The organism is Pseudogracilibacillus sp. SO30301A (genome assembly GCF_037072025.1).
Taxonomy (GTDB): Bacteria; Bacillota; Bacilli; order Bacillales; family Amphibacillaceae; genus Pseudogracilibacillus.
The window spans coordinates 1-19360 of the sequence record NZ_JAXHDD010000035.1; the positions used below are offsets into that span (position 1 = coordinate 1).

15 protein-coding genes and 4 tRNA genes are annotated in these 19360 nt (G+C 36.4%); 16 read left to right on the top strand and 3 right to left on the bottom strand.

What is annotated here, in order from left to right:
• Nucleotides 1-204: 204 nt before the first annotated feature.
• Entirely contained in the window at nt 205-981 is a 777-nt protein-coding gene (fabI, locus tag SPD89_RS15360) for an enoyl-ACP reductase FabI (protein WP_336262834.1), read from the bottom strand.
• 166 nt (nt 982-1147) lie between these two features.
• Here fabI and SPD89_RS15365 point away from each other — a divergent pair.
• The 12 genes from SPD89_RS15365 (at nt 1148) to glmM (ending at nt 12597) form a co-directional block, all read left to right on the top strand.
• Nucleotides 1148-1219, top strand: a tRNA-Glu gene (locus tag SPD89_RS15365).
• 9 nt (nt 1220-1228) lie between these two features.
• Nucleotides 1229-1301, top strand: a tRNA-Thr gene (locus SPD89_RS15370).
• A 45-nt stretch (nt 1302-1346) separates the two neighbouring features.
• Nucleotides 1347-1428: transfer RNA gene (locus SPD89_RS15375), tRNA-Tyr, on the top strand.
• Between the two features lie 22 nt (nt 1429-1450).
• Nucleotides 1451-1522, top strand: a tRNA-Gln gene (locus SPD89_RS15380).
• A gap of 249 nt (nt 1523-1771) precedes the next feature.
• Nucleotides 1772-3061: a hydroxymethylglutaryl-CoA reductase, degradative gene (locus SPD89_RS15385; RefSeq protein ID WP_336262835.1), complete on the top strand. Its 1290-nt coding sequence runs from the start codon at nt 1772-1774 to the stop codon at nt 3059-3061.
• Nucleotides 3058-4023 carry a mevalonate kinase gene (gene mvk / locus SPD89_RS15390; protein ID WP_336262836.1) on the top strand — a complete coding sequence of 322 codons (966 nt, stop codon included), beginning with the start codon at nt 3058-3060 and terminating at the stop codon, nt 4021-4023. The genes SPD89_RS15385 and mvk overlap by 4 nt, the downstream gene beginning before the upstream one ends.
• A 646-nt stretch (nt 4024-4669) precedes the next feature.
• Nucleotides 4670-5647: a diphosphomevalonate decarboxylase gene (mvaD, locus tag SPD89_RS15395; protein WP_336262837.1), complete on the top strand. Its 978-nt coding sequence runs from the start codon at nt 4670-4672 to the stop codon at nt 5645-5647.
• A 13-nt stretch (nt 5648-5660) separates the two neighbouring features.
• Nucleotides 5661-6764: a phosphomevalonate kinase gene (locus SPD89_RS15400; protein WP_336262838.1), complete on the top strand. Its 1104-nt coding sequence runs from the start codon at nt 5661-5663 to the stop codon at nt 6762-6764.
• 79 nt (nt 6765-6843) lie between these two features.
• The gene (gene rocF, locus SPD89_RS15405) at nt 6844-7746 is read left to right on the top strand and encodes an arginase (protein ID WP_336262839.1); all 903 of its coding nucleotides are present in this window, start codon (nt 6844-6846) and stop codon (nt 7744-7746) included.
• 1417 nt (nt 7747-9163) lie between these two features.
• Nucleotides 9164-9985, top strand: a complete 822-nt coding sequence (gene cdaA / locus SPD89_RS15410; protein WP_336262840.1) for a diadenylate cyclase CdaA — start codon at nt 9164-9166, stop codon at nt 9983-9985.
• On the top strand, nt 9978-11198 hold the full coding sequence (locus SPD89_RS15415) for a CdaR family protein (protein ID WP_336262841.1): 1221 nt from the start codon (nt 9978-9980) through the stop codon (nt 11196-11198). Before cdaA ends, SPD89_RS15415 begins: the two co-directional genes overlap by 8 nt.
• A gap of 61 nt (nt 11199-11259) precedes the next feature.
• Complete coding sequence (glmM, locus tag SPD89_RS15420) at nt 11260-12597, top strand: phosphoglucosamine mutase (protein WP_336262842.1); 1338 nt, start codon at nt 11260-11262, stop codon at nt 12595-12597.
• 18 nt (nt 12598-12615) lie between these two features.
• Here glmM and SPD89_RS15425 read toward each other — a convergent pair whose 3' ends face one another.
• Nucleotides 12616-13503 (bottom strand): TetR/AcrR family transcriptional regulator, encoded by an 888-nt coding sequence (locus tag SPD89_RS15425; protein ID WP_336262843.1) that lies wholly within the window; start codon nt 13501-13503, stop codon nt 12616-12618.
• 158 nt (nt 13504-13661) lie between these two features.
• Between SPD89_RS15425 and SPD89_RS15430 the strand changes: the two genes are divergently transcribed.
• A complete protein-coding gene (locus SPD89_RS15430; RefSeq protein ID WP_336262844.1) occupies nt 13662-15128 on the top strand; it encodes a DHA2 family efflux MFS transporter permease subunit in 1467 nt (488 codons plus the stop codon).
• Nucleotides 15129-15428: 300 nt separating this feature from the next.
• Nucleotides 15429-16151, top strand: coding sequence for a polysaccharide deacetylase family protein (locus tag SPD89_RS15435; protein WP_336262845.1), 723 nt, complete (start codon nt 15429-15431; stop codon nt 16149-16151).
• 70 nt (nt 16152-16221) lie between these two features.
• On the opposite strand, the gene SPD89_RS15440 is transcribed toward SPD89_RS15435, so the two are convergent.
• Nucleotides 16222-16440, bottom strand: a complete 219-nt coding sequence (locus SPD89_RS15440; RefSeq protein WP_442961180.1) for a CDGSH iron-sulfur domain-containing protein — start codon at nt 16438-16440, stop codon at nt 16222-16224.
• Nucleotides 16441-16550: 110 nt separating this feature from the next.
• Between SPD89_RS15440 and SPD89_RS15445 the strand changes: the two genes are divergently transcribed.
• Both SPD89_RS15445 and SPD89_RS15450 read left to right on the top strand, forming a co-directional pair.
• Entirely contained in the window at nt 16551-17957 is a 1407-nt protein-coding gene (locus SPD89_RS15445; protein ID WP_336262846.1) for a LysM peptidoglycan-binding domain-containing protein, read from the top strand.
• A gap of 671 nt (nt 17958-18628) precedes the next feature.
• Entirely contained in the window at nt 18629-19219 is a 591-nt protein-coding gene (locus SPD89_RS15450) for a lysophospholipid acyltransferase family protein (protein ID WP_336262847.1), read from the top strand.
• The last annotated feature ends 141 nt before the right edge of the window (nt 19220-19360 follow it).

Consider the following 19360-nt stretch of genomic DNA (forward strand, 5'->3'; position numbering starts at 1 on the left):
AAAAAGGGCAAGTAAGATTTACCTCGCTCGCCCCATTTCAGATAAAAGTTGGTTTAAAGGAAATATAGTGTTATCTCACGTGCTTTTTAGGGTGAAAGGAATCCAAAAGATAACTCGAGCATCCCCCAAGGGTACAAAAATGATATATGTCTTTGAAAAAAATTTTCTTAAAAGATCTTTTCCATACCCCGATAATTGTAGACTTTAAAGTCCCATAATATGAAATCCAGAATCGACATGGATCACTTCGCCAGTAATTCCACGTGCAAGATCACTTAATAAAAACATCGTTGCATCTCCTACCTGCTCTTGATCGATATTTCTTCTAAGTGGAGCTTTTTCTTCAATAATAGAGTGGATTTCATTCAAACCAGATACCCCTTTAGCAGATAATGTACGGATCGGTCCTGCTGATATCGCATTTACACGGATATCGTTCTTACCTACATCTTCGGCCAAATATCTAACGCTTGCTTCTAGAGATGCTTTAGCTACTCCCATAACGTTATAATTTTTTACAACTCTTTCCGCACCTAGATAAGATTGTGTAACAATGCTTCCACCTTCAGTCATTAATTTTCTTACTTCGTTTGCAACTGCTACTAAGGAGTAGGCACTTATTTCTTGTGCAAGTAAGAATCCGTCTCTAGATGTTTCCGCATATTTGCCTTGTAGTTCTTCACGATTTGCAAATGCAACTGAATGGACAAGACCGTGAATCGTCCCTACTTTTTCTTTAATTTCTTTAAAAGCAGCTTTAATACTTTCATCACTAGCTACATCACAAGAAACTAATAGTTTGGCTTCGATATTATTTTCAACTAATAACTTTTGAAGTTTTTGATAAGAACGTTCTTGTCTATTTGTAAAAATAAGGTTTGCTCCTTCGCGGTGAAGGGATTTAGCAATGCCCCATGCAATACTTCGTTGATTTGCAACTCCCATTACAATAATATTTTTTCCATTTAATAAACCTGACATTAATGGCACCTCCAAAATATGTACTTTCTTTATTATAACGATTTCACAATTTGTTTCATACTACAACCATTTTCATTATTATAATAAAAAAGTTTAACAAAACTCTTTACAAAAAAATAAAGCTTGTATATAATAAAATCTGTTGGCTTTTGAGCTGCTTACTTTTGGCCCGTTGGTCAAGTGGTTAAGACACCGCCCTTTCACGGCGGTAACACGGGTTCGAATCCCGTACGGGTCATTACCTAATGCCGGCCTAGCTCAATTGGTAGAGCAACTGACTTGTAATCAGTAGGTTGGGGGTTCAAGTCCTCTGGCCGGCATTTTTAATTGTTAGGAATAATTTTCTCCTAGACTGTAAATTATATGGAGGGGTAGCGAAGTGGCTAAACGCGGCGGACTGTAAATCCGCTCCCATCGGGTTCGGCAGTTCGAATCTGCCCCCCTCCATTTATATATAGATAAATTTGATTGGGCTATAGCCAAGCGGTAAGGCAACGGATTTTGGTTCCGTCACTCCTAGGTTCGAATCCTAGTAGCCCAGCTATATTTATAATATTTAATCTTGAAATTAGACAAAGATAAACAAGGGAGTGTAATAAACACCTTGTTTATTTGCATTTTTGTTAGGTTTTTCACATAATAGAGTCAATTATATGAATAAAAGTAAATAAACAAGCAATTTATAGGTGGTTTTTGGTATAATTATATAGTAGATTACGTTTATTATGTAATATATATTTCTTATTTAATATAATCGCATTATTGATAACACTTTCTAAGGGTGAATTGGATGGAGATATCTTCTAGAGTTCCTGGCTTTTATAAAATGTCGATTGAAGAGAGAAAGCAATATATTATTGATCTATACGATCTATCTGAAGAAGATGCGGTACAATTACTAGATCAAGTTTCCTTACCGGAGGAAACAGCGGATAAGATGATAGAAAATGTCGTTGGAACTTTTTCGCTACCTCTCGGTTTGGGGCTGAATTTCTTGATAGATGGAAAAGATTATATTATTCCAATGGCTGTGGAAGAACCTTCTATCGTAGCCTCTGCAAGTTATATTGCCAAAATTGTACGAGAAGCCGGTGGTTTCAAAACGGAAGCGACTGAGCGAATTATGATAGGACAAATTCAGGTTGTTGGTTGCCCTGATTTCGACAAAGCAAAACGAGCAATTTTGGCTGAAAAAGAAACACTGATTAGAGCTGCGAATGATGCTTATCCGAGTCTTGTCGCAAGAGGAGGAGGGGCTGAGGAGCTAGAAGTACGTATTATTAACGAAAGTGACTCAAAATATAATCAAATGTTAATTGTTCATCTGTATGTTAATACATGTGATGCTATGGGAGCTAATATCATTAATACGATGGCGGAATCCCTGGCACCGGTTGTAGAACATTTAACGGATGGAAAAGTATATTTACGAATTTTATCGAATTATGCGGATCGAAGCTTAGCAAAAGCAACTTGTACGATACCGCCAGAATTACTCGCTTCTGATGGATTTACTGGTGAAGAGGTACGTGATGGCGTTGTTCATGCATATGAATTTGCTGCTTCGGATCCTTATCGTGCTGTTACGCATAATAAGGGAATAATGAACGGCATTGATCCAGTTATTATAGCTACGGGAAATGACTGGCGGGCTGTCGAGGCAGGAGCCCATGCTTATGCTTCTCGTCATGGTCAGTATTCTTCAATGACTACTTGGTCGGTAGATGAAGCAGGAAATTTAGTAGGCGAGTTGGAGCTACCAATGTCACTTGGGATTGTAGGTGGCGCAAGTCGAGTACACCCTATGGCAAAGTTAGCTTATAAAATTTTACGTGTAGGTTCTGCAAAAGAATTAGCACGAGTGATAGTTTCTGTAGGTTTAGCACAAAACCTAGGGGCACTAAAAGCACTTGTTTCAGATGGTATTCAAAAAGGACATATGGCTCTTCATTCCAGGTCTGTAGCGATGGCAGCAGGTGCTTCGGGAGATTTAGTTGATATTATTGCTAAAAAGTTAGTTGAGTCGAACGAAATTCGTGTTGGTTACGCAAAAAAATTAATGGAAGAGTATGCAAAATGAGTGTAGAAAAAATTACCATACCAGAAAAAATTGCTACTGGTGTAGCACATAGTAAATTAATCTTGGTAGGAGAGCACGCCGTTGTCCATGGACAACCAGCTATCGCGATTCCATTTCCATTAATCGGAGTGGAATCAATTGTCGAGCGTGTTATTGGCAGTGTATATCTTGATAGTTCACTTTATCAAGGACCAGTAGAGTCTGCGCCTAAATCTTTAGCTGGTATCGTGAATACGATAAAACAAACATTAAAAATTTTAAAAATTCCTTACCGTGATTTATTGATACGAATAAAGTCCTCTATTCCACCAGGTAAAGGGCTTGGTTCGAGTGCATCCGTAGCGATTGCAATTGTAAAATCGTTATTTATGTACTCGAATGAACAATATACAAAAGAACAGTTATTACAACTAGCTAATATTTCTGAGAAATTTGCGCATGGAGCTCCGAGTGGGATTGACCCATTAACAATAACTTCCCATAGTCCTATTTGGTATAAAAAGGAAGAACCTATCGATTATATTGCACCAAGTGGAGAGTTTTATTTTGTTGTCGCTGATACAGGACGTATGGCGGATACAAAATCAGCAGTTAGTACTGTAAAGGATTTAATTAAACAGACACCTCAAAAAGTTTACGGTAAAATTGAACGAATTGGGGATATTACGTATCAAGCAAGAGAAGCTCTTGAAAAATCCAGTAAGCAACTTTTAGGTTATCTTTTAAATGAGGCGCAAAAAGAGCTGGAGGCGATCGGAGTAAGTGATTCTAGTTTAAATAAACTGATTCATTTTGCTAGAGAAGAAGGAGCTTTAGGTGCCAAATTGACTGGTGGAGGAAACGGTGGATGTATCATAGCTTTAGCGCAAAATGAAATCCATTCGAAACAATTAAGTGAGAAACTGAAAAATTTTGGAGCGCAAGCAGTATGGCCGTTCGTTTTAAAGAGTGAAACTGAATAAATGTACTAGGGAAATCGGTGAAAGGCCGATTTCCTGTCCGTTTAGGAACTTTTAAGCTATAAAATATAAAGGCTGTTTTCCAAAACATACTAGAATTTATAAACTGTACAGTAACTTAAGTTGATAATTTATCGGTCAACCTAGATGCTGCACCGTTGATTTTCGCCTCTGGGCAGTCGCACATCCTTAGGGCATGCTTCAGCCTTCGCTGCACAGGACGTGCTAGTGCCGGCGTTGGTCACAAATCTTTATGGTGGGACGAAAACGTAGCTACAGTCCCAGGACGTGACCGCTTTTAGCTCCGGCTCTAATCAACTATTGTGACAGTAGCAAGCTGCGTAGATGTTACCTTCACCATTACAGCGAAGGAAATACACGGAGACTCCTGTGGGAGGAAAGGCCTCGGTGAGACTACGCAGGAGCGAAGCGACGAGGAGGCTCATCAGCCGCCCACGGAAAGCGGAGTGTATTTCCGTAGCGGTATCTTACTTTGCAACTTGTCTACATTTTCGCAGAGGAAATCTACGAAGCTGTTACTAGTTTTTAAACTTTCACTACTGTACAGTTTTCTTCAACTATATATCAGATCTGACAGAGCGACAGTAAAACTTTTAAGAAAATAGCCTAGATTAAAAGGAGAAGTTTCATGCGTGCAACTGCGAAAGCACATACAAATATTGCTTTAATTAAATATTGGGGAAAAAGAAATGAAGAACTAATTTTACCTACTAATAACAGCCTATCTGTTACTTTAGATGGGTTTTATACAGAAACAACCGTTCATTTTAAAGAACATTTTGAACAGGATAAATTTATCTTAAACAATGAAACAATTTCTGGTGTCATGTACGAGCGTGTTACGAAATACCTTGATTTATTTAGGGAACACGCAAATAAAAAAAATCTTTATGCCGAAGTGATTTCAATGAATAAAGTTCCGACTGCAGCTGGATTTGCTTCTTCTGCTTCGGGGTTTGCAGCGCTTGCGGCAGCAACTGCAAAGGCGCTTGAATTGAACTTATCAAAACAAGATTTATCACGTTTTACACGACAAGGCTCTGGATCAGCTTGCCGCTCTGTTTACGGTGGTTTTGTAGAATGGGAAAAAGGGGAAGCAAATGATGGTAGTGATTCTTTTGCAATCCAAATTGCACCACAAGATCATTGGGATATTCGAATAGCAGCAGTTGTTCTTACGGCAAAAGAAAAAGATGTATCGAGCCGTGTAGGAATGAAAAGGACAGTTGATACATCAGTGTTTTATGATGGTTGGTTAGAAAGTTTACCAGCAGACTTACATGCAATTAAAGAGGGAATCAAAGCGCGTGATTTTGAAAAGGTAGGCTCTATTGCTGAAGCAAACTGTCTGAAAATGCATGCAACAACTTTGGGAGCAAACCCACCTTTTACATACTGGCAAGACAATACGATGACAGTTATGCAAGCCGTTCAAGAATTGCGAAAGGAAAATGTTCCAGCTTATTTTACAATAGATGCTGGACCGAATGTTAAAGTTCTATACTTACCAGAAGATGAAGAAAAAGTTCTCGAAAAATTACATGCCACTGAAGAGGTCTCTGACGTTATAGTAAGTAAGGTTGGGGAAGGGATTTCCTACGTGTAGGAGTGAATTTTAGTTGAAGACTTTTACAATTAAAACACCTGGAAAGCTAATGGTTGCAGGTGAATTTGCAGTTCTAGAGCCTAATCATCATTTGCTTGTGATGGCTGTAGATCGATTTGTTTATACGAAATTTCAAGCTTGTGACAATAATGTTGTTACGTTAAAAAACTTTAATTTAAATAATTTAGAATGGAAGTTTACTGAAAATAGAGTTGAATTTTCTACCTCTGATTCACGGCTATCTTTTATAAGGGATGCAATTGCAACAGTGTTAACGTATCTAAAGGAGAACGAAATTTTTCCTGAGCCATTTTCGCTTACTGTAAATAGCGAATTGGATGACGTTGAATCTGGCTTAAAATACGGCCTTGGTTCCAGTGCGGCAGTTGTAACTTCAATAATTAATGCAATCTTAATTAAGTTTCTTCCCGAACCTCCAAGCAGAGAGCTGATTTTCAAATTGGCAGCTATTTCCCATATTAAAACACAGGGGAACGGCTCGGGAGCAGATATTGCTGCTTCTACATATGGTGGTGTAATAAACTATACATCGTTTCAGGCCGAATGGTTAAACGAAGAGCTTAAAAGAGAATCAAGTATAGTAAAATTGGTGGAAAAAAACTGGACATATTTATCGATAGAACAGGTTAGCTTTCCAGAAAATCTCGAACTTTTTATCGGATGGACTGGAACCCCGGCTTCTACTGGTAGTTTGGTTAGTCATATTAAAACTCTAAAACGTACAAAACCTGAGTGGTATCATCTGTTTTTAGAAAATAGTGATTACGCTGTTGATCTAATCTTGGATGGAATTAATCAAAATAATAGAAAATCCTTTTTAGATGGAATTAGAAAGAATAGAATGACTTTATCTCAAATTGGAGAAGACGCAGGAGTAGAAATCGAAACGGAAAAATTGTATAAACTAAGTATGGTGGCAGAACAATTTGACGGAGCTGGTAAATTGTCAGGAGCTGGTGGGGGAGATTGTGGAATTGCCTTCATTCCATCAGATAAAGCATCTAAAGACCTATATAAAAAGTGGAAAGAAATGAATATAAAACCACTAGATATTAAGCTGTGTCCAACAGGGTCGACCATCATAACATCTGAATAATTATGCAGATTTGTGTCGAGTTGAGTCATCTCCTTTAAATCGGCTAGAATAGAATTATCTAGTTATGGGAGGTAGTGGGATGAATAAGGATATATCTTTAATTGGGGTACCGATGGACTTAGGACAAACACGTCGAGGGGTTGATATGGGTCCGAGTGCAATTCGGTACGCTGGAATAGTAGAGAGATTAGAAAAACTCAATTTTAATATTCACGACTTAGGAAATATAGATATTTCGAGACCAGATCGGAATCAACCGGAGAGAGAAGATAAATTACGTAATTTACAAGAAGTAGTAGAAGCCAATACAAGACTTGCAAATCTTGTAGACGAACAAGTGAAAAATAACCATTTCCCACTTGTTTTAGGTGGAGATCATAGTATTGCAATCGGAAGTTTAGCAGGTGTGTCACGCCATTATGAGAATTTGGGCGTGATCTGGTATGATGCTCACGGTGATATTAATACAACAGAGACCTCTCCTTCGGGTAATATTCATGGAATGCCGCTAGCAGTAAGTTTAGGCTACGGGCATGAAAAATTAACCTCAATTTTAGATGACAATCCAAAGATAAAACCAGAGAACGTTGTCTTAATTGGTATTCGTGATCTTGATGAAGGTGAAAAAGAACTGTTACGTGATTTAAATATTAAAGTTTTCACAATGCATGAAATAGACAGGATCGGAATGCCTCAAGTAATGAAGGAAACAATTAATTATTTAAAAGACCGGACGGATGGCGTCCACTTAAGTTTTGACTTAGATGGCATTAACCCTTCTGAAGCGCCCGGCGTTGGAACACCTGTTATCGGAGGGGTAACGTATAGAGAAAGTCATCTTGCTATGGAAATGCTAGCTGAAGCAGATATAATTACATCAGCAGAATTTGTAGAAGTTAATCCAATGTTGGATGATAAAAATAAAACAGCTATTCTTACGGTAGCCCTCGTAGGGTCTTTGTTTGGTGAAAAATTAATATAGTGATTAAATGCATACCCTTATTATCTGGTGTGCATTTTTTTAAATGAAATTACTATAAGAGGATGTTCAAAAAGTCCGGTAAAAATGACACTGCGAATTTCTTCGTTGGCTTGTTTCTCCGCCGCTCATGTATCTAAATGCATACATTCCGCTGCTCGAAACTGCGCCGCCTCGAACTTCTTGGTCCTTTTTATCCTCCTTTTTATACGAAAATGGGAGATAAGCTCAATTTTGACACAAAAAAGCACCCTCCCTAAAAAGTAAAATTACTTTTTTTGGAAAAAATTTATTTGATTAATTTGTTATATGATACTTTTTATCCCCCATTCTGTTTTTTGATTGGACTTGAGCTTATTAACTACCAAAATGGAAATCTGGACATTATGGATACTTTCTTCCACTAGACGCTCCGCCAGGGCATCCCTTAATGCGAGGAATACTAATCATCGAAAATGTTGTTTCCTATGGTAGAAGTGCTCGTCATAGAAATGTACGATCACCAAGCTCTGTAGTATCTATAATAAACAAAGTAATTAATTATTAAACGCCACACCCCCATTTTCATTCATTGCGGTGTCTGTAAAGACATAGGAGTTTTGAACACGCACTATAAGAATTGTAATTTAGCCTGAAATAAACGTCCCCATTTTGCTTCCGTTTTCCTAAAAACGGTCATGATTCTGTGTAAAACATGCCCGTTTTACCTGCGCTAACCTAAAAATGGTCACAATACTAGGCTAAACGTTCCCATTTTGCTTCCTTTTTCCTAAAAATGGTCATGATTCTGTGTAAAACATGCCCGTTTTACCTGCGCTAACCTAAAAATGGTCACAATACTAGGCTAAACGTTCCCATTTTGCTCCCGTTTTCCTAAAAACGGTCATGATTCTGTGTAAAACATGCCCGTTTTACCTGCGCTAACCTAAAAATGGTCACAATACTAGGCTAAACGTTCCCATTTTGCTTCCTTTTTCCTAAAAATGGTCATGATTCTGTGTAAAACATGCCCGTTTTACCTGCGCTAACCTAAAAATGGTCACAATACTAGGCTAAACGTTCCCATTTTGCTTCCTTTTTCCTAAAAATGGTCATGATTCTGTGTAAAACATGCCCGTTTTACCTGCGCTAACCTAAAAATGGTCACAATACTAGGCTAAACGTTCCTTTATTACTCTCGATTACTTACATGCGGTCGGATTCAGATGTGTTGAATTTCAAAATGCAGCTTTTTTCGTCACGTGCTATCAAGTTTTAAAACATAAAGAAGCGTAAATCTTCAAAAAGAGTTTCATCTTAAGGTTTTCTTAAACTTCCCAATCTTCATATAAAGTTCTTAGCTCTAACATGTCCATTAAGTAATATGTTATAATATGTTTCATATATCAAATACTTTTTCTTAGTCAAAGGAAGTGTCGGCGTGTTTGATGGGGGTTTTGATCTCGTTAATATAATCAGAATCGGCGTAGACATTACGATCGTCTGGTATGTTTTATATAAATTAATAATGATAATTCGCGGAACTAAAGCGATTCAATTACTTAAAGGAATATTAGTAGTTATCATCGTTTGGCTGTTAAGTATTCTATTTAATCTGCAAACGATTCAATGGCTTACGAACCAAGCTATCTTATGGGGATTTCTTGTCATTATCATTCTATTCCAGCCTGAACTACGAAGAGCGCTGGAGCAGCTTGGTAGAGGGAGTATTTTTTCTAGAGGAACTCGCTCGGAGGAAGAAGTAATTGAAAAGATAAGTACTTCCATCGTGACATCATGTCTGTACATGGCGAAGCGACGAATTGGTGCTTTAATAACGATTGAGTTAGAAACTGGCGTTGGAGAGTATGCTGAAACTGGTATTTCCATAAACGGAGAGTTAACGAATCAGTTGTTAACTAATATTTTTACTCCAAATACGCCACTCCATGATGGTGCAGTTATTATAAAAGATAATAAAATTGTTGCAGCAGCATGTTATTTGCCACTTTCAGAAAGTGCATCGATCTCTAGAGAATTAGGTACGAGGCACCGGGCTGCTTTAGGGATTAGTGAAGTTACTGATGCGTTAACAATTGTTGTATCAGAAGAAACGGGCGCAATTTCTTGTGCGAAAAATGGAGAACTAATAAGAGATATCGATGAGGATAGACTTTCAAATATTATACTAAAAAGTCTTTCACAATCAATTAAAACCCCTGAAGTTAATCCGCTCAATTGGAGGGGGAGAAAAAATGGATAAATTATTTCAAAGTAAATGGTTTATACGAATAATTTCATTAGTATTCGCAGTTTCTTTATATCTCTTTGTAACGGTTGAAACTGATACAACAAAAAATGAGTCACGGCTGCTTCCAGGTGATTCAAATGAAGTTCAAGTAATTGAAGATATGCCTTTGGATATCAGGATTGATGCGGATCAATACGTTGTAAGTGGCGTACCTGAACATGTAAAAGTATCACTAGAAGGAAAACCTAGTGTGCTGACACCAATTGTTAGACAAAAAAATTTCACAGTTTTTGTCGATTTACAGGAACTTGGTGAAGGGGAACACACGGTAGAAATAGAATATGAAAATATGCCGGATGATTTAACTGCATATATTGAACCCAAAACGATAGATGTTGTAATTGAAAAACGTGCTTCAAAGGATTTTGCCGTTAGTGTTGATTTATTGAATATAGATAGTCTACCACTTGGATACGAAATTGGTGAACCCGAAGTGTCACCAGGTTATGTAACAATAATTAGTTCTGAGACTATTATTGAACAAATTGCCATGGTGAAAATATTTGTCGATGTAACAGACCTTAAGGAATCAATTCGTAACAGAGAAGTTCCAGTTAGTGTTTATGATATTCAGGGGAATGAACTTAATGTTCTTGTCGAACCTGCAAGTGTTACAGTCTCTGTTCCAGTTGAACGCCCTAGTAAGAAGGTTCCTCTAACGATTAAAACAAAAGGAGATTTACCTGATGGCTTAAAATTGGAGAAATTAGAGGCTGAACAAGAAATTGAGATTTTTGGAAAACGAGAAATTCTAAATGAGATAACAGAAGTTTCTACAATTGAAATAGACATGGCGGATATTGATAAAACTGACACGTATGAAGTAGAGTTAGACTTACCAGAAGGTGTTGTAGCTAATAATGAATCGATAGATGTTATTATTGAACTAAGCGAGTCAAAAGTATTTAAAAAAGTTCCAATTGATAAAAAAGGCGACAATGCAGACAATGTCACTTTCGTGAATCCGGCGGAAGCAATTGTCGATATAACGGCCAATGGAAGTGACGAATTAATAAAGTCTTTGAAGAAAGAAGATATTACAACCTCGATAGATGTAGGTGCACTTGACGGAGGAGAGCATAAAGTTGAGCTAAATGTAAATGGCCCAGAAAACATCAAGTTTGAACCAGAATTCAATACCGTAACAGTTAGAATTGAAGACTAGGCAATTTATTAATCGCTCAGTTTGAAATTTCCTGGAATACAGGATAAAGGAGAGATAAGGATTGGGAAAATATTTTGGAACTGATGGTGTTAGAGGTATTGCAAATAAAAGCTTGACACCTGAAATTGCGTTTAAAATTGGGAGAATAGCAGGGTATATTTTTTCTAAAGAAGGAAAAACCCCAAAAGTGTTAATTGGACAAGATACGAGAATTTCAGGCCCAATGTTTGAAGGAGCGCTTATCGCTGGTTTACTTTCTATCGGAGCAGAAGTAATGCGTCTAGGAGTAATATCGACTCCCGGAGTAGCTTATTTAACGAAAGTAACAAATTCACAAATGGGAATTATGATTTCTGCTTCCCATAATTCATTTGAAGATAATGGTATTAAGATATTTGGCCCAAATGGATTTAAATTGACAGATGAACGTGAAGCGGAAATTGAACGTTTAATGGATTTGGAGGATAATCTGCCTCGCCCTGTTGGGAAAGATATTGGAGTGTTAAGTAACTATTTTGAAGGTTCTCAAAAGTATTTGTCTTATTTACAAGAGACTGTGGACAATGACTTTACTGATATTCATATCGCATTGGATTGTGCGCATGGTGCGACATCAAGTTTAGCAGCTCATTTATTTGCTGATCTTGATGCAGAAATATATACTATTGGAAATAACCCTAATGGTACTAATATTAATGATGGAGTCGGTTCAACCCATCCGGAAAATATTCAAGCGATGGTTAAAGAGAAAGAATTAGATATAGGTCTTGCATTTGATGGTGATGGTGACAGATTGATTGCCGTTGATGAGAAAGGCAATATAGTAAATGGTGATCAAATCATGTATATTTGTGCGACTTATTTGAAAGAAAAAAATCAATTAAACAAAGATACTGTTGTTACGACGATTATGAGCAACTTAGGATTCCATAAAGCATTAGAGAAAGAAGGCATACACGTAGTTTCCGCCGATGTAGGAGATCGTTATGTTCTGGAAAAAATGATTGAAGGAGAATATAATTTTGGTGGGGAACAGTCTGGGCATGTTATTTTCTTAAACCATAGTACAAGTGGGGATGGCATGCTAACTGCGATTCAACTTATCGATATTATGAAAGAAACAGGAAAATCATTATCCGAATTAGCTGAAGGTATGACAGTTTATCCACAAATATTAAAAAATGTCCATGTTATGAATAAAGAGCAAGCATTACATAACTCAAATATTGTCGCAGAAATTGAGCGTGTGAAAGATGAGTTGGGTGACTCTGGTCGAGTATTAGTTCGCCCTTCAGGAACAGAATCGTTAATTCGTGTAATGGTTGAAGCAGAAACAAAAGAAGAGTGCCAAAAATATGTTGATCAATTGTTAAAAGTAATAGAAAAATTTGCTTATTAATAAAAAACTGTTCTCTCATTAGGAGGGAGAACAGTTTTTTTCATTTATGAACTTGTTTAATTGAAGTGAAATATGATGAATCGACTTTTCATATTTCGTATTTGCTGCTTCGGTATTAATTACTTCTTCCATGCTGCTTAATAAATGTATACGGGGCTTTCTTAATTGTACTTCCTCGATTACAAATTCTATATATTCTTTTAAGGCTGGATTGTTAGTATCCAAAGTACTAATTAATTTATATAATTGAGAAAGTAATGTCTGTTTTGTTTCGTTTTTTAAGTTCGCTTTAAAAAAAGGATACTCGCTCTCGTTTAAAAAGATCTCCTTACTTTCAATCAAATCCTCTATGATAGTATCTATGCGACGGACAACATATTGTATCAGCATCGTAAGGTTTATTTTTTTCTTTGTAATGGTTTCCCAAGCAAAGTGCATATTTTGAACCATTCCATGCATTAACACAGCGCAATCAGAAACATATGGCATAGCTTTATCTCCATAAATATCTCCAAGTCGATCGGCTAACCAAGATAATTCTTCAATCAAACGTTTGTTTATATACCCTTTTAAGTCAACATCGTCGGAGTGAAATGCTGCTTCATAAATTGGGAGTAACGTAAATTCGTTCATTATTTCAACACGTACTAAAACCTGCTTTATGAAAATATCCTTGTTTGACCTATCATGTTTGTCCAACATGGACTCTCGCCTTGTGAATTCCTCTTCCCTCGCTAAATCCATATACGAGATTAAAAAATCATTTTTAGAGGAAAAGTAATTATAAAAAGTTCCTTTCGAGATATTACATGCTTCAAAAATATCTTGAACAGAAGAGGCTTGATATCCTTTTGTTGAAAAAACTTTTTTAGCAGTTAAAATAACATTTATTTTTCTCTCATCCATGGATTGTATCACCTTTTATACCTATAGTATAAATTATTTTATTATATTTTCACTTGTATCACAACATTTATAATAAGAATAAGTAAAATATTTGCAAGTTTTATACACTAGGTTTAAAATTGTAAGAGTGAGTATAATTGCGCTTTGGAGGAACGTAAATGGATATAAAGAAAATACACGAAAATCCACCATATGGTATGATAGCTATCTTATTCATTGGTGCATTTGCTGCATTGTTAAATAATACTTTATTAAATATTGCTTTACCGACAATTATGACAGAGTTTTCAGTTTCCCCTTCAAAAGTACAGTGGGTTACAACTAGCTATATGTTAGTGAATGGAATTTTAATCCCAGCCAGTGCTTTTTTTATTCAGCGTTTTACGAATCGTTCGATCTTTTTATGGGCAATGGGTTTATTTACGTTAGGCACGTTAGTATCAATGATAGCACCGAGTTTTTTAGTACTTATTGTAGGCAGGATGTTACAAGCATCTGGTTCAGGTTTAATGATGCCATTATTGATGAATGTTATATTAATTGCTTTTCCGGTTGAACGACGGGGAACAGCGATGGGAATATTCGGGCTTGTGATGTTTGTTGCTCCGGCAATTGGACCGACTCTTTCCGGATGGATAATTGAACATTATTCGTGGAGAACGTTATTTGCAATTATATTACCATTTGGAATTTCAGCTTTTGTATATGCTGCTTTTAGATTGAAAAATATTACACCAAATCGAGAAATTAAGTTAGATATTATATCCATTATTCTTTCCAGTGTAGGGTTTGGAGGACTATTATATGGCTTTAGTTCAGTTGCTGATAGTGGATGGAAGTCTTTTCATGTATACGGAACAATCATTATTGGTTCGATAAGTCTCATAATATTTGTTATTCATCAAATGAAATTGAAAGAACCAATGTTAGATTTTAGAATTTATAAGTACCCAATGTTTGCTTTATCATCCGTCATTTCAGTTACAATTTCAGCTTCTATGTTTTCTGGAATGCTTTTAACGCCCTTATATATACAAACTGTTAGGGAAATATCACCATTTCATTCAGGTATATTAATGTTGCCTGGAGCAATTTTGATGGGGATTATGTCACCAATAACCGGTAGATTATTTGATAAGTTTGGGGCAAGAACTCTTGCAATAACAGGCTTAACTATTTTGACTGTTTGTACGTATATGCTTAGTGATTTAACAATGGAAGATAGCTACTTTTATTTAATGGCACTTTATACAATTCGAATGTTTGGAATGTCCTTAGTGATGATGCCTGTTATGACGAATGGTCTAAATGAGCTTCCAATGAGAGCAAACCCTCATGGCACGGCGATGAACAATACGTTACAGCAAGTTTCAGGGGCAATTGGTTCAGCTATAATTTTAACAATAATGACAGTTCGATCAAATAATGCTGGTATTGAACTATCACAGGAAGTAGCATCAGGTGAGCTGATTACTAAATATTCAATTGAACATTTAGCGTTGTTAGAGGGAATCAATTTTTCATTTTTGATATCAACAATATTTGCAGTAGTAGCTTTAATTTTAGCCCTGTTTATAAAACGTCCTGTAGTCCCATCACAGGAAGTAACGTTAGAAAAAGCTTAAATAAGTTACGATCTAGAAAAAGATCCAATTTACCCTAGCACCAGCTAAGATATGTCGAGTCATTTTTGAGGGAAATCGAGTGGATTAGCAATAAGTCGAGTCATTTCCAGGGACGTCGAGCCATTCTCCAAGATGTCGAGACGAATAGAGTTTACAAAAAAATCGAGATCCGAGCTAGACATCATTTCAAATGATGTCTAGCTCGAATTTTTTCTGTGACCTTGGCTGATATTTTCGGTATAGTTGTCGATATATTACGTAAAATAATCAGTACATTATTGTTAGTGAGGGGAGATAACTGTGAGTAAATTTGGTCGTTTATTAATCATTATTTTCTCATTTTGGATTCTTTATTTACCAATCGAAACAGGGGCAACAACAGCATCCAATTATCCATTACAAATTAAATATCCTGACACAATGATATATAAAGCAGAAACAAATGAAAAAGTTATTGCTTTTACATTTGATGATGCACCTGATGAGATATATACCCCACAGATTTTAGACGTTTTAAAAAAACATGACGTTAAAGCAACCTTTTTCTTATTAGGTTCTCGTGTTAATAAATATCCACATATTGTAAAACGCATTTATAATGAAGGGCATATTATTGGGAATCATACTTACTGGCATCCTCAGTTAACAAAAACAGGAGTCGCAAACATGGTCTGGGAAATCAAGCAAAATGAAAAGGAGATAGAGTCAGTTGTTGGTTTTAAAACGAATTTATTCCGTGCACCATATGGAGCGTTAAATGAAAATATGGTTATCAAATTAAGGGAAATGGGATATCGGGGTATTGGTTGGTCAATTGATTCAGAGGATTGGAAAGGAATATCAAAGCAAGAAATTAAAGCAAATGTGCTTGATTATTTACACCCTGGTTCTATTGTCTTAATGCATGCAGCAGGTAATGTACGCGAAACAGCTGCTGCATTAGACGAGTTATTAACATATTTAAAACAAGAGGGATATTATTTTGTGACGGTAGAAGATTTGTGGAAATTAATGTATAAATAATAATAATTTGCGAAAATCCGCAAACCTTCTACAGGATAAATCTTTAGAAAGTAGGCGGATTTTAATAAGATTAGACTTCAACCATTAGCTTTTCTGCACGTGGTTCACTTTTAAAATTAATTTCTTCATGGGTTCCATCACAAAATGGTTTATTATCGGAGTGTCCACAACGGCATAAAGAAATATCATTTTCAACTTCATACGCATTTCCTTTTGCATCAATTAAATTAAAAGATCCTTTTATCTGATAAGGGCCATTGTCTTGTACTTCAATTGTGGGGATTTTCAATATTTTCACCTCCATTATTATTGTTTTCATTTTGTGTTTAAATATCAGTTTTAATAAATGGCACGTATAGCGCATAAATATGGTATTAGCATAAAATGGAGGGGATCTTTATGAGAATCCATGTCATAGAAAGTGGGGACACCCTTTGGCGATTGGCTAGAATGTATGACACGACGATTACCCAAATTGCATTAGCAAATCAGATAACGTCAGAAAATATATTAACTGTTGGTCAATCTCTTGTTATTCCAACTCCTAATATAGATTATGTTGTTGAACCTGGGGATAATTTGATCCGTATTGCCGAGCGATTTGGTGTAACTTTACAAGAGTTAATGGAAACGAATAATATAACAGACCCGAATTTAATTTATGTTGGAAGAATGTTACACATGCCATATTTTTATTATCAAGTCCGACCTGGGGATACCATTTTTTTAATTGCAAACAGATACGGCAGTACAGCCGTTCAAGTTAATGAATTGAATCAATTACCGATGAATGCGATAATTTATCCTGGTCAGCAACTGAAGATTCCAATTAAATCAAAAGAGGAGACAGAAGTAAATGCTTATACGACAACATTTAATGAGCAAGGAAGAAATGAAATTTTAGCTTTAGGCAGTTTTTTCACCTATTTAACCCCATTTTCTTATCAAATTAGAGAAGATGGAAGTTTAACACCTTTAAATGATGAATTGGTTCTTAATGCTGCGCAAATGACTAATACCTCTCCATTACTTGTAATAACGAATTTTCAAAATGGATTCAATTCTGACTTAGCTGCAGCAATACTTCGTAACCCGGATGTACAAGAAATATTAATAACCAATATTTTAAGAGAAATGGAAGCAAAGGGTTACCAAGGTTTAAACATTGACTTTGAATATGTTTATCCACAGGATCGTGAGAATTACAATGCTTTCTTAAGAAGAGTTGTCGAACGACTACATCCAAATTACTCCGTTTCAACTGCACTTGCACCGAAAGAAAGTAGGGAGCAACGTGGTACGTTATATGAAGCACATGATTACCAAGCACATGGAGAAATAGTTGATTTTGTTGTCTTAATGACATATGAATGGGGATGGGCTGGTGGAAGTCCGCTAGCGATTGCTCCGATTAACAAAGTGAGAGATGTACTTAATTATGCTGTAACTGAGATTCCACCAGAGAAAATGTTAATGGGTGTTCCACTTTATGGTCGGGATTGGAATATACCTTGGGTAGAGGGAACGCTCGCGCGTACACTTAGCCCACAGGAAGCGGTTCATCTTGCTACTCGTTACGGAGCACAAATTCAATATAATGAAACATACCAGTCGCCTTTTTTCTATTATACAGATGAACTGGGGCAAGCACATGAAGTATGGTTTGAAGACGCTCGTAGTGTCCAGGTAAAATATGATACCGTCAAAGCTTATGGCCTTCGTGGAGTCAGTTACTGGGTGCTAGGTAATGCCTTTCCACAAAATTGGGCAGTGCTAAGTTCAACTTTTACCATTAAGAAAAAATAGACTATAAAGTGTGTTGATCTAGGCAGGATTTTAGTAAAAATACGGCGCATGTACCTGATCCAGCGATTTCGCTTTTCGATCCAGCGATTGGAAGCATGAAATCAGTGGATATTGCGATTATTCGGCGCATTTGAACAAAAATTCAGCGAATATAGAAAAAATCCGGCGCATGTACTTTATTCAGCGAAATTGCTGTTCAATCCAGCGATTGGAAGCATAAAATCAGCGGATATTGCGATTATTCGGCGCATTTGAACAAAAATTCAGCGAATATGGAAAAAATCCGGCGCATGTACTGATTCGGCGAAATTTCTGTTCAATCCAGCGATTGGAAGCATAAAATCAGCGGATATCCTGATAATTCGGCGAATTTGAACAAAAATTCAGCGAATATAGAAAAAATCCGGCGCATGTACTTGATTCGGCGATATTGCATTTCAATCCAGCGATTGGAAGCATAAAATCAGCGGATATCGCGATAATTCAGCGAACTTGAACAAAAATTCAGCGAATACGGAAAAAATCCGGCGCATGTACTTGATTCAGAAAGTTTACAGTTCGATCGGATTACCCCTAATTATTCTATAGATTAATGAGTGATTTCCTCTCGACATATTTCGTGCTTATGGTAAAGTAGAAATGTAAAGATTGAATGTAAAGAGGGGAACTAGATGCTTTATTTCATTGCAGGATATTTATTAAAATTTATACTAAGTCTGTTTGGATTTATAAAGGTTTATCAAAAAGAAAATTTGCCTGATAAAAATGGGTATGTTATAGCTTGTACTCATTCAGGATGGGTTGATATATTATGGCTAGGTATTTCAATTTTACCGACAAAGATACACTATATGGCAAAAAAGGAGCTATTTCAATCTAGATTTTTGAAATGGTTAATGAATGGTTTGAATGCATTTCCGGTAGATCGGGAAAACCCTGGTCCTAGTTCTATTAAAATACCGATGCGGTTGATTAAAGAAGGAGAAATAGTAGGTATTTTTCCCAGCGGAACTAGAACGACTGAAGATGTGCCATTAAAGCGAGGTGCTGTAACAATTGCTAGTTATTCTAAGGCACCAATTGTTCCAGCGGCTTATGTAGGTCCGAATAATTTTAAAGAGTTATTTAAATGGAAACGACCGAAAATAATTTTTGGTAAGCCAATTTATTTAAACAAAGAATTACCGAAAAAAGAAGCATTAGATCTGATGGCAGAAGAATTAAATACAGCAATGAAAGATTTACAACAAAAAATAAGTTAATCTACAGACTCCGGGAAACTGGAGTTTTTTACTTTGGAAAAACATTGTTTAACGTGAACCTCTCTTTGTTGAAAGAGCACGAGCAAGGTGATGATCATCGATTAATTATTCCAGATCTCGTGGATCCAATCCAATCTAGTA

Excerpts from the sequence above, each read along its gene's own strand:
- fabI (WP_336262834.1), bottom strand. The coding sequence starts at position 981 with ATGTCAGGTTTATTAAATGGAAAAAATATTATTGTAATGGGAGTTGCA.
- SPD89_RS15385 (WP_336262835.1), top strand. The coding sequence starts at position 1,772 with ATGGAGATATCTTCTAGAGTTCCTGGCTTTTATAAAATGTCGATTGAA.
- mvk (WP_336262836.1), top strand. The coding sequence starts at position 3,058 with ATGAGTGTAGAAAAAATTACCATACCAGAAAAAATTGCTACTGGTGTA.
- mvaD (WP_336262837.1), top strand. The coding sequence starts at position 4,670 with ATGCGTGCAACTGCGAAAGCACATACAAATATTGCTTTAATTAAATAT.
- rocF (WP_336262839.1), top strand. The coding sequence starts at position 6,844 with ATGAATAAGGATATATCTTTAATTGGGGTACCGATGGACTTAGGACAA.
- SPD89_RS15415 (WP_336262841.1), top strand. The coding sequence starts at position 9,978 with ATGGATAAATTATTTCAAAGTAAATGGTTTATACGAATAATTTCATTA.
- SPD89_RS15425 (WP_336262843.1), bottom strand. The coding sequence starts at position 13,503 with ATGGATGAGAGAAAAATAAATGTTATTTTAACTGCTAAAAAAGTTTTT.
- SPD89_RS15430 (WP_336262844.1), top strand. The coding sequence starts at position 13,662 with ATGGATATAAAGAAAATACACGAAAATCCACCATATGGTATGATAGCT.
- SPD89_RS15445 (WP_336262846.1), top strand. The coding sequence starts at position 16,551 with ATGAGAATCCATGTCATAGAAAGTGGGGACACCCTTTGGCGATTGGCT.
- SPD89_RS15450 (WP_336262847.1), top strand. The coding sequence starts at position 18,629 with ATGCTTTATTTCATTGCAGGATATTTATTAAAATTTATACTAAGTCTG.